Origin of the sequence: Microbacterium sp. 22215, assembly GCF_052045655.1 — a bacterium.
GTDB classification, from domain to species: domain Bacteria; phylum Actinomycetota; class Actinomycetes; order Actinomycetales; family Microbacteriaceae; genus Microbacterium; species Microbacterium phyllosphaerae.
This window is the reverse complement of record NZ_JBQEPC010000008.1, coordinates 110,404-126,945: the sequence shown is the minus strand read 5'-3', so window position 1 is coordinate 126,945 and position 16,542 is coordinate 110,404. Positions and strand designations below refer to the sequence as shown.

The following is a 16,542-nucleotide window of genomic DNA, read 5'->3' as shown; positions in this document are numbered from 1 at the left end:
TGTACCTAAATATGCTCACCGTCGAGTGACGGATAGCCTGACGGAATGGAAGAGCAGGCGCCCGCGGAGACAGCGGAGACAGGCGGATCGTCGGCGCAGCCCGGATACGGGGTCGGCCCGTGGCCGGGCGGCGAATCCGAATGGCCCCAGGGGGAGCAGTACGATCCCGCACTGCTGGAGGCCGGAGACACCCGCAACGTGATCGATCGCTACCGCTACTGGCGGATGGAGGCGATCGTCGCCGATCTCGACACGCAGCGGCATCCGTTCCACGTCGCGATCGAGAACTGGCAGCACGACATGAACATCGGCTCGATCGTGCGCAGCGCGAACGCGTTCCTCGCCGACACCGTGCACATCATCGGTCGCCGTCGCTGGAACAAGCGCGGTGCCATGGTCACCGACCGCTACCAGCACGTCGTGCACCACGAGGACGTGGAGACCTTCGCGGCATGGGCGGCAGCCGAGGGCATCCCGATCATCGCTGTCGACAACGTCGACGGCGCCGTGCCCGTGGATCGCGCCGAGCTGCCGCAGACCTGCGTGCTGCTGTTCGGACAGGAGGGGCCGGGTCTGTCGGATGCCGCGCTCGCCGCAGCATCCGCCCATATCGAGATCACGCAGTACGGTTCGACCCGATCGATCAACGCCAGTGCGGCAGCCGCCGTGATCATGTACGAATGGTGCCGGAGGTACGCCGACTGACGTGTCCCGTGCGCTTCCGGCGCTCGGGCGTCAGTCCCTGTCGATCCCGAAGGTGTTCCGGTAGAGCGCGGTCACATCACGGTCGAGTGTGTCGATACGGTGATGAACGCTCCGGATCTCGGTCTTCACGACGTGGATGAACAGCGTCGATACGACCGTGACCATGCCGAACATCGTCGCGGCGAAGACGCCGATCAGCACCCACACCTGAGGTTCGTTCATGGTCAGCACGCTCCGATTCTCGTTCGCCCGGAACGAGAATGCCAGGCCTGGGCCGGCCCACTTCGCCGGGATTCCGGGATACGTGGAGAACCTCGGATCCCGACGGATCGTGCAGGGCTAGACGCCGGCCGAGATCCAGCGCCCGGATCGCACGCGCCAGCCGAGAGTGCCGAGTCGTGCGAGCAGGTAGACGCCGAAGAACGCGACGGCGAGCCAGATGAGACCGGCGGCACCGTCGACCCCCGTCGCGGCGATGATCCACAGCGCGGGCAGGAACGGCAGCAGGTTGAGCCCGCCCGCGAGTGCGAGGTAGCGCGCGTCGTTCGCGCCCATGAGCACACCGTCGAGCACGAAGACGACGCCGGCGATCGGCTGGGCGACCGCGAGGATCAGGAGTGCCGGCTGCACGAGGGCGGCGACCGCCGGGTCGCCCGTGAACACGATGCCGAGCACGCCCGAGAGCGCCGCGATGAGCGCCCCGACCACGACGCCGAACCAGGCGCCCCAGGCGACCGTGCGCCGGAGGACCCGATGCACCTGCCGTTCATCACCCGCGCCGAGCTCCTTGCCGATCAGCGCCTGCGCGGCGATCGCCAGGGCATCGAGTGCGAAGGCCGCCGCCGAGAAGATCGTGAAGACGATCTGCCATCCGGCGAGCTCGTCCGTGCCGATGCCCGTGGCCACCGCGACGGTCACGAGGAGAGCCGCCCGCAGGCTCACCGTGCGCAGGAACAACCAGCCGCCCGAGCGGGCCGTGCTCCCCATGCCGTCTCTTCGCGCCCGCAGTGATGCGTCATGCGTCGCGGCGAGCCGGCGGATCACCAGCACGTACGCGCCGACCATGCCCCACTGCGCCACGACGGTTCCCGCTGCGGAACCGGCGATGCCCCAGCCGAGCCCGTAGATGAAGACGACGTTGAGCAACGCGTTCGCACCGAAACCGAGCCCAGCGATCCACAGTGGAGTCACGGTGTCCTGCATCCCGCGCAGGAGTCCGGTCGCGGCGAACACGATGAGCATGGCGGGTAGGCCCCACATCGAGATGACGAGGTAGTCGTTCGCCTGCGCGGACACGGCCTCGCTCGCCCCGAACAGCGACACGAGCCACGGCGAGGAGGCGGCGCCTGCCGCGGCCAGCACGGCGCCGATCGCGAGCGCCAGCCACATGCCGTTGATGCCGACCGAGACGGCTTCGCCCGGTCGGCCCGCACCGAAGAGTCGCGCGACAGCCGGGGTGGTCGAGTAGGCGAGGAAGACCATGAGGCCGACGATGGTCTGCAGCACGGCTCCGGCGATGCCGAGGCCGGCCAGCGGGGTGGTGCCGAGGTGCCCGACGAGGGCGGCGTCGACGATGAGGAATGCGGGCTCGGCGATCAGTGCGCCGAGGGCGGGGACGGCGAGGCGCAGGATCTCACGGTTGAGGGTGCGCTCGGTCATCCTCCGAGCCTATGGGCTGGTGCCGACGGCGCGATCGCAGGGTGACGCGCGTCGTACCCTGGAAGCACCGGATGCCACGGAGGTGCGTCATGACGGATCCACGCGAGGCCGCGGCGAGATACCGCGCGCGACAGCAGAGCGACGGCGCGGAGGAGGATGCCGAGTCCGGCACGGCTGCGGGGATCGCCGCCGCGACCGATCGGGCGGCGTTCATCGAGACGGCCATCCAGGTCGCGATCCGCCGCGGCGACTTCGACGATCTGCCGGGTGCGGGCAAGCCTCTCGAGGGTCTGGGCACGCACCACGATCCCGACTGGTGGATCCGCCGCAAGATCGAGCAGGAGAACCTGACGGGGCTCGGGCCGCCGGCGATCCTGCTGCGCACCGAGGACCGCGAACTAGACGATCAGCTCGATCTGCTGGGGCGCGAGGCCGACGTGCGCGAGGTGCTCGTGGACTTCAACAGGCGTGTGATCGAGGCCCGCCGTCAGCTGCAGGGGGGTCCTCCGGTGGTCACGGAACCGCGCGACGTCGACGCCGAGGTCGCCGCCTGGGCCGACCGCCGGGCCGCCCGGTTCGCCGGCCGTGCGGCGGAGGCGCCGGAGCAGCCGCGGCGACGACGCTTCGGCATCCGCCGCAAGGCGTGAGCATCCGGCGATCCCACCCGAATGTCGGAGCGCCGCATAGGCTGTTCGCATGACCGACGTGCTTCCCTCTGGCCTTGAGACCTCCGAGTTCAGCTCCGACATCCGCCCGCAGGACGACCTCTATCGTCACGTCAACGGCGCGTGGCTCGCGCGCACCGAGATCCCCGGTGACAAGGCACGCTGGGGGTCGTTCCACCTGCTCGCCGAGCAGGCCGAGAAAGACGTCCGCGCGATCATCGAGGAGTCGCAGGATGCCGAGGACGGCACCCTCGCACGCAAGATCGGCGATCTGTTCGCGAGCTTCATGGACACCGAGCGCATCGCCGCCGCCGGGGTCACGCCGCTCGCGGAGACGCTCTCCGAGATCGATGCGATCGACAGCGTCGCGACCTTCCTCCGCACGGTCGGCTCGTACGACCGCGACGGACGAGCGCACCTGATCGGCTTCTACGTCGACGGCGACCCGGGCAACCCCGAGCGCTACCTGCCCGTCGTCGTGCAGTCGGGCCTGTCGCTGCCCGACGAGAGCTATTTCCGCCTCGACACGTTCGCCGAGACCCGCGCCGCCTACCGCGCGCACCTCGAGCGCCTGCTGACCCTCGCCGGCATCCCTGACGCGGCGGCGACCGCCGACCGTTCGATCGCCCTCGAGACCGAGCTCGCCGGGCACCACTGGGACAATGTGCGCAGCCGTGATGCCGTCGCGACGTACAACCTCAAGACGTGGGCCGAGCTGCAGGAGCTCGCCGGCGTCGACCTCCGGCCGTGGCGCGACGCGGTCGCCCCCGAGCACCCCGAGGCGTTCGCCGAGATCGTCGTCTCGCAGCCGAGCTTCCTCGAAGGGCTCGGCACGCTGCTCACCGCTGAGCGCCTCGACGACTGGAAGGCGTGGCTGCGGGCGCAGGTCGTGCACGCCGCCGCTCCGTATCTCACCGACGACGTCGTGCAGGAGAACTTCTCGTTCTACGGCACCGAGCTCACCGGCGTCCCCACGATCCGAGAGCGCTGGAAGCGCGGCGTCTCGGTCACCGAGAGCGCGCTGAGCGAGGCGATCGGCAAGGTCTACGTCGAGCGCCACTACCCGCCGACGGCGAAGGCCGCGATGGACGAGCTCGTCGCCCACCTCATCGAGGCGTACCGCCGGAGCATCACCGACCTCGAGTGGATGACGGCCGAGACCCGTGAGCGGGCGCTCGCGAAGCTCGACTCGTTCACCCCCAAGATCGGTCACCCCACGGTCTGGCGCGACTACTCGAGCCTCGTGATCGACCGCGACGACCTGTTCGGCAACGTGCGCCGCGCGGCGATCTTCGAGCACGACCGCAACGTCGCGAAGGTCGGCAAGCCGATCGACCGCGACGAGTGGCACATGCCTCCGCAGATGGTCAACGCGTACTACAACCCGTCGATGAACGAGATCGTCTTCCCGGCGGCGATCCTGCAGTACCCGTTCTTCGACGTCTCCCGCGATGCCGCAGCGAACTACGGCGGCATCGGCGCGGTCATCGGCCACGAGATCGGGCACGGCTTCGACGACCAGGGCAGCCGCTACGACGGCGCGGGCAAGCTCGAGGACTGGTGGACGGATGCCGACCGCTCGGCATTCGAGGAGCGCACCAAGGCTCTCATCGCCCAGTACGACGAGCTCGTGCCCGAGGGGCTCGACGCCGCGCACCACGTCAACGGCGCTCTCACGATCGGCGAGAACATCGGAGACCTCGGCGGCCTCGGCATCGCGCTCAAAGCCTATGAGCTCTCGCTCGACGGTGCGGAGGCGCCGGTCATCGACGGCTACACGGGCGTGCAGCGACTGCTGCTGTCATGGGCGCAGGTGTGGCAGCAGAAGAGCCGCGACGCCGAGACCCTGAGACTGCTGACGATCGACCCGCACTCGCCCAACGAGTTCCGCTGCAACCAGATCGTCCGCAACATCGATGCGTTCTACGAGGCCTTCGACGTCGCGGAATCAGACGCACTGTGGCTGCCGCAGGACTCGCGCGTCACGATCTGGTGAGGTCGCGCTGGTAGCCGGATCCGCTGCGGGTGGATGCCCTGCTGACCTCCACGTGACGATCTGATGACCGAATACCGGAGTATGTAGGGCATCCTCACCTGAGGGGGTTACGATATCCGTGCTGCGGGGGATGAACCCTGCAGCATCCCGCAAATCCAACCCCCCTTTAAGGATCACGCGTGGGTGCTCCCGAGCCTGTCGACGGGCCGTCCCTGGCCTCGCTGCGCCGCTCTCAGCGGACCAGCCGACGCTTGCCGCGTCGTGCCGCAGCGGGGCGGCGCTCGTTCACCTCGACGCTGCGGGCGCTCGAACAGCTGGCCGACGCGGGAGCGCAGGTCTCGGTGCATGTCGTCGATCTCGACAGCCACGTGCACGTGCTCTCGGGCGATGATCACGTCACGATGCCGGTCGCGGGTCTCGGCGTCGTCCCCCTCCTCATCGAGGTCGCCTCGGCTTTCGAGGCAGGCACCCTCGACCCCCTCGAGATCGTCGAACGCAGCGCGATCGACTCGGTGTCGACTTCGGGTCTGTGGCGTCATCTGCATGCCCCCGCGCTCCCGCTCGAAGACCTCGCAGTGCTCGCCGCGACCGCCGGAGACGCGATCGCGGTGAACGCGCTGCTGCAGCGGGTCGGTCATGACCGGGTGCGCGAGCGGATCGAGTCGCTCGGTCTTCGCCGCACGGCGCTGCTCGACAGGTTCCGCGACGAGCGCGGTCCCGATGACGCACCTCAGGTGGCGGTCGGCTCGGCGCGGGAACTCGCCGGGCTCTTCTCCGCCCTCGTCAACTCCCAGGTGGTCGGCGCGTCGGTGAGCGCCCAGGTCTCCGAGTGGCTCAGTCTCAACCAGGATCTCAGCCTGGTCGCGGCGTCGACCGGCCTCGACCCGTTCGCCCACGACCACGACGCGCATGGCCTGCTGTTCATCAACAAGACCGGGCGCGACCGCGGCGTGCGCGCTGAGGCGGGCGTGCTCGCCGGACCCCGTGCGGGCGTCGCCTACTCGCTGATCGTGTGCTTCGACGACCTGTCGATCACGCACCGGCTGCGCGCCCACGACGCCTTCCGCGTGCTCGGGGTCGAGCTCATGGAATACACGCACTGAGGTCGCCAGGCGCCCCTCGCGAGGCGTCGCTAGCCTGGAGGCATGCCCCGCCCCGACTGGACCCCGCATCGCCGCGACGATCGCGAGCTGCTCGGATGGATCCGCCCGGAGGGCGACGAATGGGTGGCGATCGACGTGCTCGGTCGCCGGGCATCCGCTCCCACGGAGTGGCTCGACGCGGAGGCCGCGCTCGAGGAACGCGGGATCTCGTGGCTCGCAGACCCGTGGATGCTCGAGGGCGAGGCAAAGCGCCCGCTTCGCGTGCGCATCCTCGAGGTCACTCCCGACGACGACGGCGTTCCCGGCCGCATCGTCGTGAAGATCGACGATTTCGGAGACGTCACCCGTCCGCCGGTGCAGCAGTACGTGCTCGAGTGGCCGATCCCTTCGCGGTTGCGGCCGCCGCGAGAGACGGACCCCGACCCGCGTGTGATGTGATCGCGATCGGCGCTGGGCTGACGGTTAGCTCGGCAGCGACGGATGCTGCTCTGCCGCGCGCTGACGCGGGATGAAGAGCGACAGCACCAGCGCCACGATGCCGGCGGCGATCGCCAGCCAGAAGCACACGTCGAACGCGGCCCGCGTGGGGACGGAGACGCCTGCGACGTCGATGCTCATCGCGGCGAGCACTCCTCCCATCACGGCCGAGGCGCTGGACGTGCCGACAGAGCGGAAGAGCGCGTTCAGCCCGTTCGATGCGCCCGTCTCGTTCGCCGGCACCGACCGCATGATGATCATCGGCATCGCGGCGAAGGTGAACCCGATGCCGACGCCGATCAGCAGGTTGCCGACCAGGATGTGCCAGACCTCGCTCGACCACAGCAGCACGAACACGTAGGCGAGCATGATGGCTCCGGCACCCACCGTGAAGAGGGGGCGAGGGCCGACCGTGCGCTCGAGCCACCCCGACAGCGGCGAGATGACCATCATCACGAGCCCGGCGGGCATGATGATGAGCGAGGCCGACACCATGTCGAGTCCGAAGCCGGCGCCTGAGGCGGCGGGGCCCTCGAGCAGCTGCGGGAACGTCACGTTCGACGCGAACAGCGCGAAGCCCATGCCGATCGCGGCGATGTTCGTGAACAGCACGGCGGGGCGCGCGGCGACGCGCAGGTCGAGCAGCGGATCCGTCGTGCGCAGCTGATACCAGCCCCAGATCAGCAGCACGCCGACACCGCCGATGATGCAGGTGAGGGTCAACGGTGCGGTCCACCCCCATTCGGCTCCGCGCGAGACGAACAGCAGGATGCCGGTGAGTCCGATCGCGAGTCCGATCGCGCCGAGCACGTCGAGGCGGCCGGGGAACCGCAGCACGTCCTCAGGGATCACCAGGAGAATGAGAGCGAGGCCGACGACTCCGAGTCCGGCGGCGAGCCAGAACAGCCAGTGCCAGTCGGCGTTCACGGCCAGGAGGGCGGCCACCGGCATCCCGATCGCACCGCCGACGCCCATCGTGGCGCTCATCAGCGCGACGGCCGTGCCCAGACGCTCGGGGGGAAGTACATCGCGCATGATCGCGATTCCCAGCGGGACCACTCCGGTGACCGCGCCCTGGAGTGCTCGGCCGATGATGACGCCGACGATCGAGCCCGAGAGCGCGGCGATCAGTGATCCGAGGATGAGCAGACCGAGCAGCACGATCACGACGCGGCGCTTGCCGTACATGTCGCCGAGGCGGCCCGAGATCGGGGTCGCGACGGCCGCGACGAGCAGGGTGATCGTGACGACCCAGGTGGTGTCTTCGCGCGATGCGTTCAGCAGGCGGGGCAACTCGGCCTGCAGCGGCACGACGAGCGTGAACATGAACGACGAGCAGAGTCCGGCGAACGCCAGGACCGCGACGATCGCCCACTTCGGAGGTGTTCGGGAGAGTCTTCTGCGCGCGCGATCTTCGTTCTCTCCCATCGCTTCAGGCTATCGGCGTCCGAGGCACCCGAGGCGCGCGCAGATCATCGAGAGCTGTCGCGATGAGTCAGCTCACGCCCTTCATGAGTCGCAGCACGGGCTTGACCGAGAGCAGCAGTCCGAGCCCGACCAGGATCGCGATCCCACCGAGGATCGAGAAGTACGGCACCTCGTTCGTCGGGTCGTAGAACTGCACGAGCCAGCCCGAGATCGCGGTGCCCAGCGCGATCGACAGGAAGAACAGCGCGACCATCTGCGTGTGGAACGTCTTCGGCGCGAGCTTCGTCGTCACCGAGAGACCGACCGGGGAGATCAGCAGCTCGGCGATGGTGAACACCAGCAGGATGCCGACGATCGCGATCAGCGGGGTGGAGTTCGCCCCGCCGCCCGCGAAGGGGAGGAAGAGGAGGAACGCCGCACCCATGATGATCGCGCCGAGGGCGAACTTCACCGGTGTCGACGGCTGGCGGGTGCCGAGGCGGGTCCAGATCGCCGCGAACACGCCCGACAGGATGATGATGAACACCGGGTTGATCGACTGCACCCAGGAGACGGGCATCTCGAATCCGAAGATGTTGCGATCGAGTCGCTCGTCGGAGTAGACCGTGAGCACTGTGAACTGCTGCTGGTACAGCGACCAGAAGGCGACACTGGTGACGAACAGGGGCAGGAAGCCCCACACCCGCGAGCGCTCGGTGCCGTCGATCCGGCGGCTGCTGAGGATGACGGCGAAGTAGGCGACGACCGCGACGACCGTGCCGATGATGACGATGGTCGACAGGTTGTCGGCCTGGATGACGCCCACGAGCACGAGCACGACGATCAGGGCGATCGCGGCCAGCGCGATGATCGCGACGAGCGGGTAGCGCGAGGAGGGCAGCGGGTTGGGCACGCGACGTGCCTCGTCGGGAAGGGCCCGGCGCCCGAACGAGTACTGCACGAGTCCGAGCGTCATACCGATCGCGGCGAGACCGAAGCCGTAGTGGAAGCCGAGCGACGACTGCAGGATGCCGGTCAGGATCGGGCCGAGGAAGGCACCGAGGTTGATGCCGAGGTAGAAGAGCGAGAACCCGGCATCGCGGCGGGAGTCGTCGGCGCTGTAGAGCGTGCCGACCACGGAGGTCGCGTTGGCCTTGAGCCCGCCCGAGCCGAGGGCGACCAGCACGAGGCCGACGCCCACGCCGAGGAACCCGGGGAGCAGGGCGAGGGCGACGTGGCCGGCGACGATCACGATCGCACTGAGGAACAGCACACGCTCCGAGCCCAGCATCCGGTCGGCGATCCAGGCGCCGAGGATGGTGGAGAGGTAGACCGACCCGCCGTACGCGCCGACGATGCCACCGGCGACGGCCTGCGACAGGCCGAGGCCTCCCTCGCTGACCGAGAAGTACAGGTAGATGAGCAGGATGCCCTGCATGCCGTAGAAGCTGAACCGCTCCCACATCTCGACGCCGAAGATGTGGACGAGTGCCCAGGGCTGGCCGAAGAACCGGGTGTCGGACTTGTCGGCGGTGGTCTCGCTGGATGCCATCCCTCCACGGTACGCCCCGTCACGGCGCTGATCCCAGCCGTTCGCATCGCACGATTCCGAAATCGGCGGCGGGAGGGGCAGACTGGGGGCGTGCGAACCATCCGTGATCTGGACACCGTTGAACTCATCATCGACGCGCAGAGCCTGCTCGACTCCATCCGTGGACCCGAGCGAGTCATCGACGCGGGAACCCTGCGTGCCCTGCAGCAGTCCGGCAACTACGTCGTCGGACTCTTCGACGCCGAGGGGGGAGAGGAACGCATGGTCGGCGCCTCGATCGCCTTCTTCGGCGCTCCGGCGCGCCGTGCGATGCATTCGCACATCACGGCATTGCTGCCCGATTACCGCGGTCGCGGCTGGGGTCGGGAGCTCAAGGAGCACCAGCGCCAGTGGGCCTTCTCTCGTGACGTGGGCCGCATCACCTGGACGTTCGACCCGCTCGTCGCCCGCAACGCGCACTTCTTCCTCACGGTGCTCGGCGCACGGGTGACCGGGTACTCCGTCAACCGATACGGCATCTTCGGGGGCGGAGACGCCGGCGACGAGAGCGACCGGCTCGACGTCGAGTGGGCGCTGGCCGACATCGCCAAGCCCCCGGCATCCGATGCCGTCGTCGAGACGCTCGAGATCCCCTCGGACATCGAGACGATCCGGGTGGAGGATCCGGATGCTGCGCACGAGTGGCGCACCCGCCTGCGCGCGCAGATGGAAGGGCTCCTGGGCAGCGGTCTCACCCTCGCGGGCTTCGACGTCGAGAAGGGCTACCTCTTCACGGCCTGAGTCACCGCATGAGTCACGGCGGGGGTCGGGGCGCGAGGGGCGCAGGCCCGGTGCTTCGGGGAACCGGTCGCGGATAGGATTGATGTGCCCGTGATCACGGGCTTTCCCACCGCCGACCATTGGAGCCACCGTGGCCGAACAGTCCCGTCTTGACAAGGTCATCGCCCTTGCCCGCCACCGCGGGTTCGTCTTCCAGGCGGGTGAGATCTACGGCGGTTCGCGGTCCGCGTGGGACTACGGGCCCCTCGGTACGGAGCTCAAAGAGAACATCCGCCGTCAGTGGTGGCAGACGTTCGTCCGTGGTCGTGGCGACATGGTGGGTCTCGACTCCAGCATCATCCTGCCCAAGCGCGTGTGGGAGGCGTCGGGTCACGTCGCCACCTTCACCGACCCGCTGGTCGAATGCCTGAGCTGTCACAAGCGCTTCCGCGCCGACAACCTCATCGAGGATTTCGAGGCGCGCAAGGGACGCAAGGCCGAGAACGGCCTCGCCGACGTGCCCTGCCCGAACTGCGGCACGAAGGGTCAGTACACCGAGCCGAAGTCGTTCTCGGGTCTCGTCAAGACGTACCTGGGTGTCGTCGACGACGAGTCGGGCCTGCACTTCCTGCGCCCCGAGACCGCGCAGGGCATCTTCGTGAACTTCTCGAACGTGCTCACCGCCAGCCGCAAGAAGCCGCCGTTCGGCATCGGCCAGGTCGGCAAGGCGTTCCGCAACGAGATCACGCCGGGTAACTTCATCTTCCGCACGCGCGAGTTCGAGCAGATGGAGATCGAGTTCTTCACGCCGCCGGCCGAGGCGCAGGAGTGGTTCGAGCACTGGGTCGAGGCCTGCTGGAACTGGTTCATCGACCTCGGTATCGACCCCGAGAACATGCGGCAGTTCGACGTGCCCGAAGACGACCGGGCGCACTACTCCGCCGGCACGATCGACGTCGAGTACCGCTTCGGTTTCACGGGCAAGGAGTGGGGCGAGCTCATGGGCGTCGCCAACCGCACCGACTACGACCTGTCGAGCCACAGCGAGGCCTCGGGGCAGAGCCTGACCTACTTCGACCAGGCCACGGGCGACCGGTACACCCCGTATGTGATCGAGCCGTCGTTCGGCCTCACCCGCGCCATGATGGCGTTCCTCGTCGACGCCTACCGCGAAGAGGAGGTGCCGAACGCCAAGGGCGGCACCGACGTCCGCACCGTTCTCAAGCTCGACCCGCGTCTCGCACCGGTCAAGGCCGCGGTGCTGCCGCTGAGCCGCAACGAGCGACTGTCGCCGCTGGCGCGCGAGGTCGCCGACACGCTGCGCAGCTCGTGGGCCGTCGACTTCGACGACGCGGGCGCCATCGGTCGTCGCTACCGCCGACAGGATGAGATCGGCACACCGTTCTGCGTCACGATCGACTTCGACTCGCTCGACGATCGCGCCGTCACCGTGCGCGACCGCGACACCATGGCGCAGGAGCGCGTCTCGATCGATGAGCTGCACCAGTACCTGGCCGAGCGCCTCAAGGGTGCCTGACCCGGTCGCCTGAGTGAGAGGCCCGCTGCCCGACAGGGTGGCGGGCCTCTCTCGTCATCCGGTGACGGTCAGCTGCACCTGTTCCGTGCCGCCCGGGTACCGGTCGTGACAGTGGTGGGCTTCATGCCTTCGCTTTCGCCGCTGCCTTCATCGCCTTCTTGTGCTCGCGCACCTTGGTCAGCGACTCGGGCGAGACGATGTCGGCGACGCTCCGGAACGAGCCCTCGACGCCGTAGTCGCCGGCGGCCTCGCGCCAGCCTGCACCGGTGAAGCCGTACTGCTTGCCGAGCAGCGCGAGGAAGATCTTGGCCTTCTGCTCGCCGAAGCCCGGCAGTGCCTTGAGTCTCTTCAGAACCTCGGCACCAGAGGGGTTCCCGTCGGTCCAGATCGCCGACGCGTCTCCGCCCCACTGATCCACGAGCTCCTGGCACAGCGCCTGCACGCGGGTCGCCATCGAACCGGGGAACCGGTGCACGGCCGGAGTCGTCTTGAATGCCTCGAGGAACTCGTCAGGGTCCATGCCGGCGATGGCGGTCGCATCCGCGGCGCCGGTGCGCTGCTCGATCTTGAGCGGGCCTGCGAACGCGGTCTCCATCGGGACCTGCTGATCCAGCAGCATCCCGACCAGCAGAGCGAGCGGGTTGTCGGTGAGCAGGGCGTCCGCGGCGGTGTCTCCGGTGATGTGAAGGGCCATGCGTTCAGTCTGTCATCCCGGTCCGGGCGACGCGCAGTCAGATCCTCTGCAGCTTGGGCAGCGGACCCTCGAGGCGAGCGATCGACACTCTGACGTCCGCGATGTCGGCCTTGAGTTCCGTCTTGACGCCCGCGATCTCCGTCTTGAGTTCGTTCCGGAGTTCGGCGATGTCGTCTTTGAGCTCGACTCGGAGTTCGGCGATGTCGCCCTTGAGCTCCACCCGGAGTTCGGCGATGTCGCCCTTGAGCTCCACCCGGAGTTCGGCGATGTCGTCTTTCAGCTCGGCCCGGATGTCGGTGATCTGCGTCTCGACCTTCGTGAACCGTTCATCGATTCTGTCGAAGCGGGCATCCAGCCCTCGCGACTGCCTGGCGAGCATCCGCGAAACCCCGCCGAGCACGGTGGCGGTGAACGCGAAGAGGGCGATGATGATGCCGATCAGATTCGGGTCCACGAGCATCCTCCCAGTCTGCGTCCGGGGATGGGCTTTGTCATGGTTCGACGATATGAAGCACGCGCGACGCGGCGGAGGCATCCGAGGGGAGAGTGCCAGCGTCGGGGGAGATCTCTCCGTCGAGACTGGGTGTGCAGTGAGGGTGGTGGCTCAGGCGGTCGCGGCGGTGCCCGCGTCGGACGACTGCGCGGGCTCGACCGGCTGGATGCCGTAGAGCGTCGAGAGAGCGGCGGCGAACTCATCCGCCTGCCCGGTCGCCGCGAGCTCGTGCGCTCGCGTGGTGGGGGTGTGGAGCAGAACGCCGGTGAGGTGGCGCAGTGCCTGCTCGACCTTGCCGTCTTCGTCGCCACGGGCGCGGGCGCGGCCGATCTCGGCCTCGAGCAGTGCGAACATGTGCGAACGCAGCGCCACGACCGAGGGAGTGACGCTCTGGCGGCTGCCGACGACGTGGAAGGTGTCGGCGGCCTCGCGCACGACCGAGCGGGCGGCATCCGTGGCCTGCAGCTCTTCGAGGGGGGCGTGCAGGCTGATGGTCTCGAGGTCGAGCAGGGCGACGCCTTCGAGCGTGGCGACGGCCGGGTCGACGTTGCGGGGCATGCCGAGGTCGACGACCATCTGGCTGTGCGAGCCCACGGGGCAGCCCTCGGGCGCGATCCCGGTCGGAGCCTGCAGATGCTCGGGCGTCAGCACCGGCTCCGTGGCGGCCGTGCAGGTGATCAGCAGGCTCGAGCGCGAGGCGACGCGGGCGTAGTCCTCGTCGAACACAGGGCGGATGCCGTGCTTCGCGGCGAACTTCTCGGCACGACCGGAGGGCGAGTAGACCGAGATGTTGACGGCGCCGCGCTCGCGGAGCGTCGCGAGCGTGACCGCGGCGTAGGCGCCGGTGCCGACGAGCAGCACGCGCTCGGTCGACCAGTCGGCGATGCGGCTGTCGGCGAGCTCGAGGGCGAGGCGGACGAGCGAGCGGCCGGCGCGACCGAGGGCCGTGACGTTCTTCACCTTGCGCTGCGCCTGGCTGGCGCGCTGGAACAGACGCTCCAGTTCGGGCGACGTGGTGCCCTCCTTGCGAGCGGACTTCAGCGCCCGGCGCACCTGGCCGGCGATCTCACCCTCGCCGGAGACGACGGATTCGAGACCGGAGGCCACCGAGAAGAGGTGTTCGGCGACCCGGCGGCCGGAGTGCACCTCGTAGGCGCCGTCGAGTTCTGCGGTGCTGATGCCGGTCGAGGATTCGACGGCTTCGAGCACGGCCTCGACCCCGATGGCACCCGCTGCGGTCACGGGCTCGTCCATCTCGACGTAGGCCTCGAAGCGGTTGCAGGTAGCAAGAACGACCGCACCCTGCACGCAGGTCGCCATGTCCACAACGGTGGAGGCGACATCATCGGGGGTGCGGCTCAGGCGTTCGAGCAATTCGAAGGAGGCGGTCTTGTGACTCGCCGAGACAACCAGCAGCACGCATCGATTCTACCTGAGGCTTCATGCAGGTCGGCCCAGAACCGGATGGGAGGATGGATGCATGGCCCTCTCCGACGCTCCACTGCTGCGCGCCCTCACCGGCCCCCGACCCGAGCATGCCCCCGTGTGGTTCATGCGACAGGCGGGGAGGTCGCTTCCCGAGTACCGCGAGCTGCGCGTCGGGACCCGGATGCTGGACGCCTGCCTCACGCCCGACCTCGCCGCCGAGATCACCCTGCAGCCGGTGCGTCGTCACGGCGTGGACGCCGCGGTGTTCTTCAGCGACATCGTCATCCCGCTGCGTCTCGCCGGGGTCGATGTCGAGATCGAGCCCGGACGCGGACCCGTCTTCGCGAACCCCGTGCGCACGGCGGCCGACGTCGACCGCATCACGGCGATCGACCCGCTCTCGCTCGACGGCACCGCGATCGCCGCGGCCGTGGGCATCGTCACCGCGGAGCTCGGCGACACCCCGCTGATCGGCTTCGCCGGCGCGCCGTTCACGCTGGCGGCCTACCTCGTCGAGGGCGGGCCCTCGAAGGAGCACCTGCGCGCCAGGGCCATGATGCATTCCGACCCCGAGTCGTGGAACAGGCTGGCCGGCTGGCTGGCGCAGGTCTCGCGGCGCTTCCTCGAGATCCAGCGCGACGCCGGAGCATCCGTCGTGCAGCTGTTCGACTCGTGGGCGGGCTCGCTGAGCACCGCCGACTACCGCGCCTTCGTCGCCCCGCACTCCCACGTGGCTCTCGAGGGCATCGGCGTGCCGAGCATCCACTTCGGTGTGGGCACCGGGCCGTTCCTCGCGGACATGCGTCTGGGCGGCATCGCGGACGGCGTGGGTGTCGACTGGCGGCTGCCTCTGGACGAGGCCGCGGCGATCCTCGGACCCGACGTCTCGGTGCAGGGCAACATCGACCCGGCACTGCTGTCGGCTCCGTGGCCGGTCCTCGAGGCTCATGTGCGCGACGTGGTCGAGCGCGGGCGTGCCGCCCGTGGCCACATCGTGAACCTCGGCCACGGCGTTCCGCCCGAGACCGACCCCGATCAGCTCACCCGCATCGTCGAGCTGGTGCACTCGATCTGACGCTTTCGGAGCCGACCGCCCGGCTCAAGACCGCGCGGCTCGAAGCCGGAACCAGCGCGTGGCCCTCAGGTCATCGATGGTGAACCGCCCCTCGGGGAGTGCGGCGCGGATGCGGGCATCGCTGAAGGAGCGCGTCGGGCGGATGTCGATCGGCGGTTCCGGAGCGGGCGGCATCGCCTCGCTCACGCCCTCTGCGAGCATCCGCGCCTGGGCCTTGGCGACCAGGGGGACCACCATCAGCCACTCCGTGAGCTGAGCGAGGATCCGTATGCTCCACGTCGGCACCGGTACGAACGCGGGACGGCGACCCGCCACGCGGGCGATGCGCCGGATCGCCTCTCCGAGGGTGACCTCGTCGGCGCCCATGACGGCTACCGTCGGGTCGGGGATGCGTCCCTCCAATGCAGCGACGAGCACGTCGACGGCGTCGTCGACGGGGACGGGCCGTGCGGTGCGCTCGCGGAACCCGACGGTCCAGAAGAGCGGAACCGTGCGTACGGCCCTCGTGACGTGATCGACCATGTGGTCTCCGGGGCCGTAGATCATCCCGGATTTCAGAATCGTGTGGTCGATGCCGGATCCACGGATGATCTCCTCGGCCTCCCACTTCGACTCGTGGTACGGCGATCCGCACGCTGGTCGGGCTCGGAGGAAACTCACCATCACGATGCGGCGAACGCCCGCGCGCCGTGCGGCTTCGACGATGGCCCGCGTTCCGTCGACGTGCACGTGCTGGAACGTCTGGTCACCGATCTCCCTGTTGATCCCCGCGCAGTGGGCGATGGCGTCACAGCCCGCGAACGCCGCGGCGAGGGCGTCGACGTCGCCGATCTCGACGCCGCTCCGACGTGAGACGACGACGGCATCTGGCAGGCGCTCGGCCAGGTTCCGTCCTACGAATCCGGTACCGCCGGTGATCGCCACCTTCATGGGACACTCCTTCGCTCATTAGCTACTGGGCTAAACAGTATCTAGCTCGGGTGCTATATTGC

16 protein-coding genes are annotated in these 16,542 nt (G+C 68.7%); 8 read left to right on the top strand and 8 right to left on the bottom strand.

The genetic code is table 11. The annotated features are described in order from the left end of the window. Nucleotides 1–45 precede the first annotated feature (45 nt). Nucleotides 46–705 carry a TrmH family RNA methyltransferase gene (locus ACTJKH_RS13840; RefSeq protein ID WP_440737400.1) on the top strand — a complete coding sequence of 220 codons (660 nt, stop codon included), beginning with the start codon at nt 46–48 and terminating at the stop codon, nt 703–705. A gap of 30 nt (nt 706–735) precedes the next feature. Here the strand turns inward: ACTJKH_RS13840 and ACTJKH_RS13835 are convergent, their stop codons facing one another. Next, nucleotides 736–927 (bottom strand): hypothetical protein, encoded by a 192-nt coding sequence (locus ACTJKH_RS13835; RefSeq protein WP_194762431.1) that lies wholly within the window; start codon nt 925–927, stop codon nt 736–738. A 117-nt stretch (nt 928–1,044) separates the two neighbouring features. Beyond that, on the bottom strand, nt 1,045–2,364 hold the full coding sequence (locus ACTJKH_RS13830; RefSeq protein WP_440737399.1) for an MATE family efflux transporter: 1,320 nt from the start codon (nt 2,362–2,364) through the stop codon (nt 1,045–1,047). An 89-nt stretch (nt 2,365–2,453) separates the two neighbouring features. On the opposite strand from ACTJKH_RS13830, the gene ACTJKH_RS13825 reads away from it, so the two are divergent. The 4 genes from ACTJKH_RS13825 to ACTJKH_RS13810 all read left to right on the top strand — a co-directional run bounded on the left by ACTJKH_RS13825 (nt 2,454) and on the right by ACTJKH_RS13810 (nt 6,566). Beyond that, a complete protein-coding gene (locus tag ACTJKH_RS13825; RefSeq protein WP_440737398.1) occupies nt 2,454–3,011 on the top strand; it encodes a DUF1992 domain-containing protein in 558 nt (185 codons plus the stop codon). A 49-nt stretch (nt 3,012–3,060) separates the two neighbouring features. Next, nucleotides 3,061–5,025, top strand: coding sequence for a M13 family metallopeptidase (locus tag ACTJKH_RS13820; protein WP_440737397.1), 1,965 nt, complete (start codon nt 3,061–3,063; stop codon nt 5,023–5,025). Nucleotides 5,026–5,204: 179 nt separating this feature from the next. Further along, the gene (locus ACTJKH_RS13815) at nt 5,205–6,128 is read left to right on the top strand and encodes a serine hydrolase (protein WP_440737396.1); all 924 of its coding nucleotides are present in this window, start codon (nt 5,205–5,207) and stop codon (nt 6,126–6,128) included. A gap of 42 nt (nt 6,129–6,170) precedes the next feature. Then, nucleotides 6,171–6,566, top strand: a complete 396-nt coding sequence (locus ACTJKH_RS13810; protein ID WP_440737395.1) for a hypothetical protein — start codon at nt 6,171–6,173, stop codon at nt 6,564–6,566. 24 nt (nt 6,567–6,590) lie between these two features. Here the strand turns inward: ACTJKH_RS13810 and ACTJKH_RS13805 are convergent, their stop codons facing one another. Together ACTJKH_RS13805 and ACTJKH_RS13800 are read right to left on the bottom strand one after the other, a co-directional pair. Then, nucleotides 6,591–8,033, bottom strand: a complete 1,443-nt coding sequence (locus ACTJKH_RS13805) for an MFS transporter (protein WP_440737394.1) — start codon at nt 8,031–8,033, stop codon at nt 6,591–6,593. Nucleotides 8,034–8,100: 67 nt separating this feature from the next. Next, complete coding sequence (locus ACTJKH_RS13800) at nt 8,101–9,564, bottom strand: peptide MFS transporter (protein ID WP_440737393.1); 1,464 nt, start codon at nt 9,562–9,564, stop codon at nt 8,101–8,103. Between the two features lie 90 nt (nt 9,565–9,654). Here ACTJKH_RS13800 and ACTJKH_RS13795 point away from each other — a divergent pair, with 90 nt between their 5' ends. Together ACTJKH_RS13795 and ACTJKH_RS13790 are read left to right on the top strand one after the other, a co-directional pair. After that, nucleotides 9,655–10,344, top strand: coding sequence for a GNAT family N-acetyltransferase (locus ACTJKH_RS13795; RefSeq protein ID WP_210096094.1), 690 nt, complete (start codon nt 9,655–9,657; stop codon nt 10,342–10,344). Nucleotides 10,345–10,474: 130 nt separating this feature from the next. Continuing rightward, nucleotides 10,475–11,860 carry a glycine--tRNA ligase gene (locus tag ACTJKH_RS13790; RefSeq protein ID WP_210096093.1) on the top strand — a complete coding sequence of 462 codons (1,386 nt, stop codon included), beginning with the start codon at nt 10,475–10,477 and terminating at the stop codon, nt 11,858–11,860. 121 nt (nt 11,861–11,981) lie between these two features. Here ACTJKH_RS13790 and ACTJKH_RS13785 read toward each other — a convergent pair whose 3' ends face one another. The 3 genes from ACTJKH_RS13785 to ACTJKH_RS13775 all read right to left on the bottom strand — a co-directional run bounded on the left by ACTJKH_RS13785 (nt 11,982) and on the right by ACTJKH_RS13775 (nt 14,466). Beyond that, nucleotides 11,982–12,554 (bottom strand): HhH-GPD-type base excision DNA repair protein, encoded by a 573-nt coding sequence (locus ACTJKH_RS13785; protein WP_440737392.1) that lies wholly within the window; start codon nt 12,552–12,554, stop codon nt 11,982–11,984. 37 nt (nt 12,555–12,591) lie between these two features. Beyond that, nucleotides 12,592–13,014 carry a hypothetical protein gene (locus tag ACTJKH_RS13780; protein WP_440737391.1) on the bottom strand — a complete coding sequence of 141 codons (423 nt, stop codon included), beginning with the start codon at nt 13,012–13,014 and terminating at the stop codon, nt 12,592–12,594. 144 nt (nt 13,015–13,158) lie between these two features. Beyond that, nucleotides 13,159–14,466: a glutamyl-tRNA reductase gene (locus tag ACTJKH_RS13775; protein WP_440737390.1), complete on the bottom strand. Its 1,308-nt coding sequence runs from the start codon at nt 14,464–14,466 to the stop codon at nt 13,159–13,161. A 61-nt stretch (nt 14,467–14,527) separates the two neighbouring features. On the opposite strand from ACTJKH_RS13775, the gene hemE reads away from it, so the two are divergent. After that, nucleotides 14,528–15,550, top strand: a complete 1,023-nt coding sequence (gene hemE, locus ACTJKH_RS13770; protein ID WP_440737389.1) for a uroporphyrinogen decarboxylase — start codon at nt 14,528–14,530, stop codon at nt 15,548–15,550. Between the two features lie 24 nt (nt 15,551–15,574). Here the strand turns inward: hemE and ACTJKH_RS13765 are convergent, their stop codons facing one another. Further along, nucleotides 15,575–16,480 carry an NAD(P)H-binding protein gene (locus ACTJKH_RS13765; protein WP_440737388.1) on the bottom strand — a complete coding sequence of 302 codons (906 nt, stop codon included), beginning with the start codon at nt 16,478–16,480 and terminating at the stop codon, nt 15,575–15,577. Between the last annotated feature and the right edge of the window lie 62 nt (nt 16,481–16,542).